We start from the raw sequence: 11,792 nt of genomic DNA, 5'->3' as shown, positions 1-11,792 counted from the left end.
GCCCAGGTCCCCCGCACCCCGGTGACGTCGTGCGCCCCGGTGACGCCGTAGTACTCGCGCCGGCCGTTGCCCGCCGAGCCCGCGGTACCGGACCCGGGCGCGAGCAGCCGTGCCACGGGGTCGATCGCGGCGAGCCAGCGCGGGTCGCGGGCGATCGGCTTCGGGACGATGCGCAGGATCCGGCCGAGCGGCGAGATGCCGCCGACGTCGATCGAGGCCTGCAGTGCCCCGGCGGACAGCTCGAGCCCGCTGGCGGTGCGGCGGGCGCGGACGTCGACGACCGAGACGGTGTCGAAGCGGTAGGTGCCGGAGACGTACGCGGCGACGATCTCGTCGGGCGCGAGCAGCACGCTGGAGCCGTCGGGGAGTTCGAGGAACACGTCCGTGAACGGCCCGAACGGCGAGCGGTCCCACATGCCGACGACGATCCGGACGCCCGAGGTGGTGCCGACGCCCATGATCCGGCCGCGGAACCGGCGTTCGACGGCGGAGCCTGCGGCGTGACCAGCAGCGGGACCGGAGGCGTGGTCGGGGCGTGACGACATGCCCTGGACCGTACCCGCGGCCCCCGTGAGCCGATCTCGGCGGCCGCCCCGGGCCTCCCGGCCGTCACCCGCGCGCCCGCACGGACCGGAACCTGAACGCAAAACACCGGTGTCCACGCTCCGAACACCCGCGAAGGGGGGTGTGGAGCGCGAACACCGGTGTTTTGCGGACCGGACCGGACCGGACCCGGACGGGCCAGCGACCGTCAGGCGACGGGGACGGGCTGCGCCAGCAGCTCGCGCACGCGGGGCGCGACCTCGGTGCCGTAGAGCTCGATCGAGCGCATCATGTCGGCGTGCGGCAGGCGACCCGTGGCGTACCGCATGTCGAAGCGCGAGGCGCCGAGGATCCGCATGTTGCGCGCGACCTTCCGGGCGACGGTCTCCGGGGAGCCGACGTAGAGCGAACCGCCGGCCGACAGGCTCGCGCGGTACCCGGCGGCGTCGAGGGGCGGCCAGCCGCGCTCCCGGCCGAGCTGGTCGGTGACGGCCTTGTGGTACGGCCAGTAGCGCTCGGCCGCCTCTTCGTCGGTGGCGGCCACGAAGCCCGGCGAGTGCATCGCGATGGGCTGCTGCGGCAGGTCGAGCTGCGCGAGGGCCTGGCGGTACAGGCGCGAGAACGGGGCGAACTGGGCCGGCTGCCCGCCGATGATGGCGAGGAACAGCGGCAGGCCGTACGACGCGGCGCGGATGACCGACTGTGGGGAGCCGCCGACGCCGATCCAGGTCGGGATGGCACCGTGCTCGAGCTTCGGGAAGACGTCCTGGTCGACCAGACCCGCACGCTTCGTGCCGGACCAGGTGACGGCGTCGCCGCCGCGCAGGGCCGACCAGAGCTGGAGCTTCTCCTCGAACAGGACCTCGTAGTCGCTCAGCTCGTAGCCGAACAGGGGGAACGACTCGGTGAAGGAGCCACGCCCCAGGATGACCTCGGCGCGACCGTTCGACAGGGCGTCGACGGTGGCGAAGCGCTCGTACACGCGGACGGGGTCGTCGGAGGACAACACGGTGACCGCGGAGCCCATCCGGATGCGCTCGGTGCTGGCGGCGATCGCGGCGAGGACGACCTCGGGGGCGCTCACGACGAAGTCGGCTCGGTGGTGCTCCCCGACGCCGATGAAGTCGACGCCGACCTGGTCGGCGAGGACGGCCTGGTCGACGACGTCGCGGATGCTCTGCGCGTCGGACTGCAGGCTGCCGTCGGCGCGCTCGGTGACGTCACCGAAGGTGTCGAGGCCGAGCTGCAGCGGTCCGATCCGGTCGGGTGCGGGCGGCGGGACGTCCGAGGGACGGTCGGTGCCGAATGCGTTGCTCATGGTGTCCTCCTGGTCGCACTTCCATGCGTTTGCATCAACATAGCACGGCCGCGGCGTGCGCGCACCGGGCCCGGACCGGGGTCGGCCAGCCCGCACGAGTACGGTCACCCGCATGCCGAACCTCCCCGACCAGACCGGACGCCGCATCGTCGTCACCGGGTCCAACAGCGGCACCGGACAGGAGGCCGCCCTGCGCCTCGCCGGAGCAGGCGCCAGTGTCGTGCTCGCCGTCCGCAACACCGAGAAGGGCGAGACCGCCGCAGCCGGCATCCGCGCCGCCCACCCCGCAGCCGACGTGGAGGTCCGCGAACTCGACCTCGCCGACCTGGCGAGCGTCCGCCGCTTCGCCGGCGGCGTCGTCGACGAGGAACGTCCGATCGACGTCCTGGTCAACAACGCCGGTGTGATGGCCCCGCCGGAGCGCTTCGAGACCGTCGACGGCTTCGAGCTGCAGTTCGGCACGAACTTCCTCGGCCCGTTCGCCCTGACGAACCTGCTGCTGCCGTCGCTGCTGCGTGCGCGCACGCCCCTCGCCGGCGGCCCCCTGGCCGAGGCACCCCGGGTCGTCACGATGTCGAGCCTCGCCGCGATCCCCGGTCGGATCCGCTTCGCCGACCTGCAGTGGGAGCGCGGCTACAACGGCTGGCGCGCCTACGCGCAGTCGAAGCTCGCCGACCTGCTGCTCGCACTGCACCTGCACCGCCTGACGGTCGAGGCCGACGTGCCCCTGGTCAGCACCGCCGCCCACCCCGGCTACACCCGGACGAACCTGCAGGCCGCGGGACGCTCACTCGGTCGGTCGAAGCCGGTGCGGTCGAGCAACCGCGCCCTGCCGTTCACCCAGGCCGTCGAGCAGGGCACCGAGCCGCTGCTGTACGCGGCGGTCGGGCCGAACGCCGTGGGCGGCGCGTACTACGGCCCCTCGGGTCCGTTCGGCATGACCGGTCCGACCACCACCGTGTCGATCCCCGGGTCCGCGCGGAGTGCCGACCTCGCCCGCTCGCTCTGGGCCGTCGCCGAGGACCTCACCGGGACGCGCCCGCCGCTCTAGCCGAGACGCCGGCGTCTCGCCAGGACGCCTCCAGCTCCACGAGACGCCGCCGAATCCGGGGGCGTCTCGTGCACGTGGCGGCGTCGGACGGGCACGCCGGCGTCTCGCGCGCTCGAGAACGCGGGGACAGGCGGACGGGAGGCCCGTGGTCACTCCACCACGGGCCTCCCGTCCGGTGGTGGGGAGCGCACGCTGCACGCCGGCGTCATCTCGAGGCGCCCTGAAACGCACGAGACGCCGCCGTGTTCGGCGGCGTCTCGGCGAGACACCGGCGTCTCGCGACGGACGCGGGCGCGGAGCGCGGCCGGGAGGCCCGGGTCGGGTCCGGCGTCAGGCGCGGTGCAGCTCCACCGACCCGTCCAGCTTCCCGGGTTCGGTCAGGCGGGCGTGCTGCAGGACGGTGCGGCCCGGCGCGATCGCCGCGGCGACGATCGACAGGGTCGTCATGTGCCCCTCGGCCTCGTGCACGTCGCGGAGGATCGCGTCGGGGTGGTCGCTCGGCAGCGCCGCGGACTCCGCCAGCACGCCGAACCAGCCACCCCAGCCGTCCCCGGCGTCGCCACCGGAGTCCACGGTGCGGAGTTCGTCGAACGGGCCGAGCACCGGCGGGCCAGCCGGGGCGTCGACGGCGCGGAAGGCCTCGAGCCACCGACCGATGCGCGGCGCCGCGGGGTCGTCGACCGCACCGTGCGTGACCATGTGGACGCCGGGGCCGAGGTCGGTGGTGCGGACCTGTTCGCCGTCCCAGGTCAGCACCGAGGCGCCCTCAGCCGTGGCGCGCACCAGGTTGAAGGCCCGGGTGGTCGGCAGGGTGCCGTCGTGTCCGGGCAGCCGGTCGTCGGCGACGGCATCCACCGGCACCACGCCGCGGGTCGTCCACGTGCCGTCGACGCTCGTCACGGGTTCGGCGCGGTTGAGCACCACGGCCAGGCCGGCGCGGTCGGACGCGGCGAGCCACGCACCACCGGCGGAGCGGTCACGGACACCACGGAGGTCCGGGTCGCGGTCCGGCCACCAGGCAGCGGGCGGGTCCCACGGGCGCTCGGGCGACTCGTCCCGCAGGGCGAGCACGGTGACGGGCCACGCGGACCCGGGGTCGACGCGGACGACGACGGTGCACATGCCGTCGATCCTCGCACGTGGCCCCGGTAGCGTGAGCCAGGTGAACGCAGCAGCAGAGCGCGCCCTGACCGTCATCGTGGGGATCACCGGGGGCATCGCCGCCTACAAGGCCGTCGGGGTCGTCCGCGACCTCGTCAAGCGCGGCCACGACGTGCACGTCGTCCCGACCGAGGGCGCCCTGCGCTTCGTCGGACTGCCGACGCTCGAGGCCCTCAGCCGCAACCCCGTCACCACGAGCGTGTGGGACGACGTCGCCGAGGTGCGCCACGTCGCGCTCGGTCGCCGCGCCGACCTGGTCGTCATCGCACCAGCCACCGCCGACTCGTTGGCGCGGATGGCGCACGGCCTGGCGAGCGACCTGCTCGGCACGACGCTGCTCGCGACCGAGGCACCCGTGGTGGTCGCCCCGGCGATGCACCCGCAGATGTGGGAGCACCCCGCGACCCGTGCGAACGTCGCCACGCTGCGTGACCGCGGCGTCCACCTGGTCGGCCCGGTCGTCGGCGCGCTCACCGGCGACGACGCGGGCATCGGTCGGATGGCGGAGCCCGAGGACATCGTCGCCGCAGCGCTCGCCGTGCTCGACGAGCACCCCGCACCGGCCGGCCGCCGCAGTGCGGACACCGGCACCGCGTCCAGCACCGGAGCCCGTGGTGAACAGGGCGACCTGGCCGGCGTCCGTGTCGTCGTCAGCGCGGGCGGCACCCGCGAGCCCTTCGACCCGGTGCGGTTCGTCGGCAACCGCTCGAGCGGCCGTCAGGGCATCGCGATCGCCGCCGACGCCGTCCGTCGTGGCGCGTCCGTGACCCTCGTCGCCGCGAACGTCGAGGGCTCGCTGACCGCTGGACTGGACGCGACCGTGGTGCCCGTCGGGTCCGCGCTCGAACTCGCCGAGGCCGTGCACGCCGCCGCCACCGAAGCGGACGTCGTCGTGATGACCGCCGCCGTCGCCGACTACCGTCCGGCCGAGGTGCTCACCGAGAAGCTCAAGAAGGACGCGCAGGGCGAGCGCATGACGCTCGAGCTGGTGCGGAACCCGGACGTGCTCGCCGACCTCGTGGCGGCGCGGCGGACCGGGCAGATCATCGTCGGGTTCGCTGCCGAGACCGAGCCCGACCGCGACGCGCGGATCGAGCTCGGGCGCGCCAAGATCAGCCGGAAGCCGGCGGACCTGCTCGTCGTGAACCACGTCGGCTGGTCGGCCGGCTTCGAGCGCGAGGAGAACGCGATCGAGGTCCTGGTGCCCGGTGGCGAGGTGGTCCGCGAGACCTCCGGCACGAAGGCCGAGGTGGCGACGGCGGTCCTCGACCTCGTCGCGACCGCACTGACGTGAATGCGCACTGCAGTGGATGTGCACTGACGTGAATGCACACTGACGTGAGCAGCGTCTCCGGCTGCTTCCGAGGACGAGCGGGCACGATGGGGCGCATGCGACGACGTGAGCGGATCCGACGTGCCAACCGCACGGCCACCATCCTGGCTGTGATCCTCGGCGGAGCCGGGATCACCCACTTCCTACGCCCGCGCCACTACGACCGGATCGTGCCGGACGCGCTGCCCCCGCGGCTGACCACGCTGGCCTCCGGGGTGGCCGAGCTGGGCATCGCCGCCGGGCTCGCGTTCCCCGCCACCCGCCGCGCCTCGGGGTGGGCGGCCGCGGCGCTGTTCGCGGCGGTGTTCCCGGCGAACGTCAAGATGGCGAACGACCTGCTCGACCATCCCCGCTCGAGCCGGGCGATGCGGCTGATCGGGGTCCTGCGGCTCCCCCTGCAGCTGCCGCTGGTCCTCTGGAGCATGCGCGTCGGTCGGCACGCACCCAAGCCGTGACCCAGCCGTCGTGGACCCGGGCGGCGGTGCCGCTGCTGCACCGCCCGGTCACCCAACACGCCTGGGAGGACATCGTGTTCGCGCACTGGCGGCACGACCCGGCGTCGTTGCAGCGGCTCGTCCCCCGCGGGACCCGTCCGGACGTGGTCGACGGCAGCGCCTGGGTGGGGCTGTCGGCGTACGTGTTCCGGGAGACCCGGGTGCCGCCGTTCCCCTCTGCCGGGCGACTCGGCACCATGACCGAGGTCACGATCGAGGTCCTCACGGTGGACGACCAGGGTCGGCGCGGGGTGACCTACCGCACGGTCGACACCGCGAACGTGCCCGCCATCGTGGCCGCGCACGCACTGCTCGGCGTGCCGTACACGTTCGCGCACGCACGTTCCCGTCGCCGCGGTGACGCGGTGGCGCACCGGTCCGTCCGGCACCCGACCCGTGCGCTGCACCCGGTGCGGTGGGCGCGGTCGCTCCGGCAGGAACGCCCGACCGGTGCGGTGCGGCCGAAGCACGCGGCCTCGGTGCGGGTGACCGCCGGCGAGGTCGTCGACACCCCGCTGGCCGCCGAGCTCACCACCCGCGCCGGCATCCACGCGCGGTACCTGGCGCAGACCCTGTTCTGGCAGCGACAGCACCCGGTGCTCACCACCCGTTCGGCCACGCTCGACCGACTCGAGGGCGACCTGCCCGACGCCGTCGGCATGCCCGGACTGTTCGACCGGGCGCCGGACTCCCTGCTCGTGGTCGACGGCACGACCGTCCGGTACGGCTGGGGCGGGGTCGTCCGGTGACGGACGCACAGCCGCACGCACAGGCCGACGACCCGTTCGACCTCGACCGCTTCGTCCGGGCCCAGCAGGGTGTGTACGACGTCGCACTCGACGAACTCCGTCGGGGCCGGAAGTCGTCGCACTGGATGTGGTTCGTGTTCCCGCAGCTGCCCGGTCTGGGGCGGAGCGCCACGGCCGTGCGCTACGCGATCACCGGCGTGGTCGAAGCCCGCGCCTACCTGACGCACCCGGTGCTCGGGCCCCGTCTGCTCACGGCGACCGACGTCGCACGCGACGCCCCCGCCCGCTCCGCCGACGCCCTGCTCGGCGGCGTCGACGCGGTGAAGCTCCGGTCGTCGATGACGCTGTTCGCCCGGGCCGCGACCGACCCGCAGCCGTTCGTCGCCGTGCTGGACCGCTGGTACGACGGCGACGAGGACCCGGCCACGCTCCGCTTGCTCGGAGAGCGCTCGGAACGCGATTGACGCACGCGACGCACGACGCGTGTCACCGGCATCTGAACGTCGACACTGACACGCGCTGAGCCGACCGCAACGCCGTTGTCATATCAGGTACGGTGATGCGAGCACGTGCGATGTCGACCGTGCCCGTTCGCCCGGCGCCCCGACGCCGCCGCCCCCGAAGGAGAACGCATGCCGGTCCCCCGCAGCGCCCCGACCGAGCACCAGCTGCTCCGTGACACCGTCCGCCACAAGATCCACGACGCGATCATGGACGGCACGCTCCTGCCCGGGGAACGGCTGAACGACGACGAGCTCATCTCGTGGCTCGGCGTCTCCCGGACACCCATCCGCGAGGCCCTGAGCCAGCTGTCCCGCGCCGGCCTGATCGAGATGGCCCCGAACCGGTACACCCGCGTCACCACGCCGGACCCCGCCGAGGTCATCGAAGCGATGCAGACCCTCGGCGTGCTGTTCGGCGGCGTGGTCCGGCTCGCGGTCCCGCGCCTCGGTTCGGCGAGCCGGAAGAAGATCCTGGCCCAGCTCGACAAGACGATCACCGAGCTCGAGGCCCACGAGGTCGCCGCCGTCAACCACGACGCCCTCGACGTCTTCGCCCTGTACGTCGCCGAGTGCGGCAACGAGAACCTGCAGCGCGTCTGCCGCGACACGATGGACGGCCTGGCGTTCCGGCTGCGACTGCCGAACCTCGACGAACTGGTCGACTGGGACCGGATGACCGAGGACTTCCGGCGGCTCCGGGCGGCGACGGAATCCGGCGACAACGTCACGGCCGAGCTCGCGACCGAGGCGATCCACCAGCTGCCGGGCGAGAAGCACTGAGTCCACCTGTACCCCCGTACAGGAATCGCCCATCTCGCCCACGCGAGGCGGGCGGTCGACGTTCCACGGGCCTCCCGGTCAGTGGCCCGGCCACGCGCGTGACGCTCCCAGTCCCGGGGCCGCGCGGACCGATAGCATCGCTGGCGACCACCTGAACCAGGCACCCGGAGCAGCACATGAACCCCCGCCCGACGGACCGTACCGAGGTCGCCGCACGCCTGGCCGCCGCGGTCGGTCGGATCAACCGACGGGCCCGCACCGACTCGGCCTCGCTCGGGTACGGCATCGTGTCGGCGCTCGCGTCGATCCAGCGGCACGGACCCCTGCGCCCCGGCGACCTGTCGCGGATCGAGGTGGTCACGAAGCCCACGATGACCCGCATCCTGACCGAGCTCGAGCAGCGCGGCTTCATCCAGCGCGAGGCCGACCCGCGCGACGGCCGGGCGTTCATGGTGACGGCCACGCCGGAGGGCATCGAAGCGGTCGAGCAGGCCCGCGCGAACCGCACCGGGATCGTCGCCGAACTCATCGCCGAGCTCGACGAGTCGGACGTCCAGGCGATCGCCGGTGCCCTGGCCGCGCTCGAGCGTGTCGCCCAGGGCGAGCACGCCCAGGAACCTCACACCTTCTAGGCCCCGCACGACCGTTACCGAACCGTTACCAAGCGGTGGACGGACCGTTCTGCCAGCGTTCCTGGACGCGCTGCCCAGTCTGACCGGTCATGGTGTCGGCTCCGCCTGACCGCAGCCACCCCACGGCTGCTCCCGGCGGACGGACGGGCCCCACACCACCGTCCGGTCCTCACCGGCTCGAGGACTCCTCGTCGTCGCCGACGGTGTCACCGACACCGCCAGCCTCCGGCGTGCCCCACGACCTCGGTCGCGCGAGCAGGAGTCCCTCCCCCACCGAGCCGCCGACCTGCGGAACCGATGCGACACACCCCTGAGCTCCCCACCACGACGGCCTCGACCCGACGTGAAGCCCTGAACACCCCCACCCGCCGGATGCGCCGGGCCCTGCGGCACCGCGCGACGCTGATCGCCGGCGGCGCGGCGGTCCTCGCCGTCGCCGGTGGCGCCCTGACCGTCGGCACGCAGCCCGCCATCGGCGAGGCCCTCGGCATGCCGACCGGTACCCCGAGCGCCTCGGCGACCGCGGAGCCCGCTCTGCGCGGCACCGCGCTCGACCGCGCCCAGGCCGCCGCCACGATCACCACGGCGAAGACCGTCATGCAGACCGCGAACCACAAGGTCGACACCTCGGCGCTCGAACAGCGCGTCGACGCGCTGAGCGACTACCCGGACCTGTCCGGCGCTGCGCTGACGAACCGCATCTCGACGACGGTCGCGTCGACCACGGACGTCGCCCAGGCCAGCGCCACGCAGGACAAGCGGGACGTCGACGCGAAGGCCGCGGCCGCAGCGAAGGCCGCAGCCGAGCGGAAGGCTGCCGCCGAGGCAGCGGAGGCCGCCCGGAAGCTCGCCGCCGGCAACACCGTCGCCGGCGCCAAGGCCACGGCGAGCTCGCTCGCGTCGTCGGAGTACGGCTGGGGTGCCGACCAGTTCCAGTGCCTGGACAACCTGTGGACCAAGGAGTCCGGCTGGAACTACCAGGCCGTCAACGCGAACGGCGGCGCGACCGGCATCCCGCAGGCGCTCCCCGGCTCGAAGATGGCCACGATCGCCGCGGACTGGCGCACCAACGCCACCACCCAGATCACCTGGGGCCTGCAGTACATCAGCTCGGCGTACGGCACCCCGTGCGCGGCGTGGGGGCACTCGCAGGCGAACAACTTCTACTGATCGGCGCGGGTCGCGACGGCGACCGGCAGACGGACGGGAGGCCCGTGGCGGATCCGCCACGGGCCTCCCGTCCGTTGCGTGGTCGCGGTCAGCCCACCCGTGCGACGCGTACGTCGGCGCGGGTGGGCAACGGACCCGCCCGTCGCGCCGCTCCTCGCGCCTGCTCCTCAGAGTGACCGGCGGAGGACGACGGACGCCTCGGGGGTGTTCACCTGGAACGCGAAGGTCTCCTCGACGTACATCGTGACGTCGACGCCGTCGTGGCCCAGGTAGCCGAGGGCCAGGTCCTCGCCGACGGTGAACACGAAGTCCCCGCCGCGCTGACTGATCAGCAGCGACTCGTCGATGCCGGGCGCCCGCTCGACCCGACCGCCGGTGATGCCCTCGAGCTGCTCACGCAGGGGCGTGCCGGCATCGTCGGTCTCGACGATGTCCGCCCAGTCACGGGGGCTGCACGCCAGGGCGTACGGCCCGGCGACCCCGACGTCGCGGAGTGCGGCGACCGCAGTGGTGACCGCGGCCCGGAACGACGCCGGCGAGCCGTCGTGCGACTGTGCGGGCTGGGTCGACGCCTGGCCGGCCCCGGTGATGCCGCCCTCCGGCCACCCGCGCAGCGTCGCCCGGTTCTCGTGGGCCGCGAGCCGCAGCACGGCCGCGTCGAGGTCGCCCAGGTCGACGTCGGTGGCGCCGCGGGAGGAGTCCACGAGCTCTTCGAGCGCGACGGTGAAGGTCGCACGGACCTCGCAGAGCGGCAGGACCCTGCGGCGCCGTGCGGTGATGCCGTCGGCGACCCCGCCGGTCACCGCGTCGGTGCGGCCGAGGTCGACCGAGGACCACTGCCAGCCGCGCGGGCCGTCGAAGTCGACGATGCGCCGCGCGGCGAGCGCCGGGACCAGCCGGTCACGGGCCTCGGCGTCGAGCACCGCCCAGGTGTCGTCGCCGAACGGTGCGAGTTCGCGGAGGAGGTGGTTCATGGCGTGTGCCCTTCCGTGCTGCGGAGTGAACCGATGCCGAGACCGGGACCGGTGGCGTCGGGAGCCGCCACCACGGACGGCGACGGCGGTGCCGCGAGCGCGGCGAGGTCCACCAGACGATCGCGTGCGGGGGCGAAGAACGTCGCTCCGGTGACCGCGCGCGAGAAGTCGAGCAGCCGGTCGTACGTCCCGGGAGGATCGCCGACGAACATCCGTTCCAGCATCCGTTCGAGCACCCAGAGCTCACCGCTGTAGCCGATGAAGTAGGTGCCGTACTCCCCGCTGCCGGGTCGACCGAAGGGCATGTTGTCGCGGAGGACGTCGTGCTCGACCCCGTCGTCGTCGACGATGGTCGCGAGCGACTTGTGCGAGGGCCGGACCTCGGTGGCACTGTCCCGCTCCACGTTGTCCGACTTCGACCGGCCGATGATGCGTTCCTGCGCGTCCGTCCCGAGGGCGTTCCACGCCGCCAGGTCGTGCAGGTACTTCTGGACGACGACGTAGCTGCCACCGGCCCAGTCCGGGTCGTCCGCACCGATGAGTGCGGAGGCTGCCAGGTCCTGCGCGACCGGGTTCGCCGTGCCGTCCACGAAGCCGAGCAGGTCGCGGGTGTCGAAGTACCGGAAGCCACTGACCTCGTCGACCACGGTGACGTGGTCCCCGAGCGCGGCGAGCAGCAGGCGTTCGAACTCGAAGCAGACGTCGGTGCGTTCACCCCGGATGTGGAAGAGCAGGTCTCCTCCGGTGGACGGCGCCGAGTGGACCGGCCCGGTCAGGGCGGGGAACGGGTGCAGCGCGTCCGGGCGGGCGTGCGGCGAGAACCGGTCCCACGCCACCGCCCCGATGCCGACGACGCAGGACAGGTGCGCGTCGAGGTCGCGGAACCCGACCGTCTTCAGCAGGCCGTCGAGGTCGCTGAGGACGTCGCGGACGGCATCGAGGGCGTCGTCGTCCGGCCCGACGTCGAGGGTCAGGAACACCGCCGAACGGGACAGCGGTGCGTCGACGCTCTGCGCGTCGATGGGGACGCGGCTGCCCGGTGCGCCGGGCATCAGGGTGCGCCGTGGACGGTGGCCATGGTGTC

13 protein-coding genes are annotated in these 11,792 nt (G+C 73.4%); 8 read left to right on the top strand and 5 right to left on the bottom strand.

Features of this window, described 5'->3' with window-relative positions; translation table 11 throughout:
- Together DEJ05_RS14820 and DEJ05_RS14815 are read right to left on the bottom strand one after the other, a co-directional pair.
- Window positions 1–545: hypothetical protein (locus DEJ05_RS14820; RefSeq protein WP_111110808.1), on the bottom strand; the 545-nt coding region annotated here is incomplete at its 3' end.
- Window positions 546–751: 206 nt separating this feature from the next.
- Window positions 752–1,861 (bottom strand): LLM class flavin-dependent oxidoreductase, encoded by a 1,110-nt coding sequence (locus DEJ05_RS14815; protein WP_258370552.1) that lies wholly within the window; start codon window positions 1,859–1,861, stop codon window positions 752–754.
- A gap of 112 nt (window positions 1,862–1,973) precedes the next feature.
- Here DEJ05_RS14815 and DEJ05_RS14810 point away from each other — a divergent pair, with 112 nt between their 5' ends.
- Entirely contained in the window at window positions 1,974–2,912 is a 939-nt protein-coding gene (locus DEJ05_RS14810; protein WP_111110806.1) for an SDR family oxidoreductase, read from the top strand.
- A 330-nt stretch (window positions 2,913–3,242) separates the two neighbouring features.
- Here DEJ05_RS14810 and DEJ05_RS14805 read toward each other — a convergent pair whose 3' ends face one another.
- Complete coding sequence (locus DEJ05_RS14805) at window positions 3,243–4,034, bottom strand: NRDE family protein (RefSeq protein WP_181440737.1); 792 nt, start codon at window positions 4,032–4,034, stop codon at window positions 3,243–3,245.
- Between the two features lie 64 nt (window positions 4,035–4,098).
- On the opposite strand from DEJ05_RS14805, the gene DEJ05_RS14800 reads away from it, so the two are divergent.
- From DEJ05_RS14800 to DEJ05_RS14770, 7 genes are all read left to right on the top strand, one after another.
- Window positions 4,099–5,367: a phosphopantothenate--cysteine ligase family flavoprotein gene (locus DEJ05_RS14800; RefSeq protein WP_111110812.1), complete on the top strand. Its 1,269-nt coding sequence runs from the start codon at window positions 4,099–4,101 to the stop codon at window positions 5,365–5,367.
- Between the two features lie 95 nt (window positions 5,368–5,462).
- A complete protein-coding gene (locus DEJ05_RS14795) occupies window positions 5,463–5,861 on the top strand; it encodes a hypothetical protein (RefSeq protein WP_071405089.1) in 399 nt (132 codons plus the stop codon).
- Window positions 5,858–6,649 carry a YqjF family protein gene (locus tag DEJ05_RS14790; RefSeq protein WP_163342685.1) on the top strand — a complete coding sequence of 264 codons (792 nt, stop codon included), beginning with the start codon at window positions 5,858–5,860 and terminating at the stop codon, window positions 6,647–6,649. The genes DEJ05_RS14795 and DEJ05_RS14790 overlap by 4 nt, the downstream gene beginning before the upstream one ends.
- On the top strand, window positions 6,646–7,113 hold the full coding sequence (locus tag DEJ05_RS14785; protein WP_111110800.1) for a DUF1810 domain-containing protein: 468 nt from the start codon (window positions 6,646–6,648) through the stop codon (window positions 7,111–7,113). The genes DEJ05_RS14790 and DEJ05_RS14785 overlap by 4 nt, the downstream gene beginning before the upstream one ends.
- A gap of 168 nt (window positions 7,114–7,281) precedes the next feature.
- Window positions 7,282–7,932 (top strand): GntR family transcriptional regulator, encoded by a 651-nt coding sequence (locus DEJ05_RS14780; RefSeq protein WP_111038155.1) that lies wholly within the window; start codon window positions 7,282–7,284, stop codon window positions 7,930–7,932.
- Between the two features lie 176 nt (window positions 7,933–8,108).
- On the top strand, window positions 8,109–8,564 hold the full coding sequence (locus DEJ05_RS14775; protein WP_027466277.1) for a MarR family winged helix-turn-helix transcriptional regulator: 456 nt from the start codon (window positions 8,109–8,111) through the stop codon (window positions 8,562–8,564).
- Window positions 8,565–8,861: 297 nt separating this feature from the next.
- Window positions 8,862–9,734 (top strand): phospholipase, encoded by an 873-nt coding sequence (locus tag DEJ05_RS14770; RefSeq protein ID WP_111087403.1) that lies wholly within the window; start codon window positions 8,862–8,864, stop codon window positions 9,732–9,734.
- Between the two features lie 167 nt (window positions 9,735–9,901).
- Here DEJ05_RS14770 and DEJ05_RS14765 read toward each other — a convergent pair whose 3' ends face one another.
- Complete coding sequence (locus DEJ05_RS14765; RefSeq protein WP_111110798.1) at window positions 9,902–10,708, bottom strand: family 1 encapsulin nanocompartment shell protein; 807 nt, start codon at window positions 10,706–10,708, stop codon at window positions 9,902–9,904.
- Window positions 10,705–11,760, bottom strand: a complete 1,056-nt coding sequence (locus DEJ05_RS14760; RefSeq protein ID WP_111110796.1) for a Dyp-type peroxidase — start codon at window positions 11,758–11,760, stop codon at window positions 10,705–10,707. Before DEJ05_RS14760 ends, DEJ05_RS14765 begins: the two co-directional genes overlap by 4 nt.
- Window positions 11,761–11,792 lie beyond the last annotated feature (32 nt).

It is taken from the genome of Curtobacterium sp. MCLR17_045 (assembly GCF_003234405.1).
Classification (GTDB): domain Bacteria; phylum Actinomycetota; class Actinomycetes; order Actinomycetales; family Microbacteriaceae; genus Curtobacterium; species Curtobacterium flaccumfaciens.
This window is presented reverse-complemented; position numbering and strand designations above follow the sequence as displayed.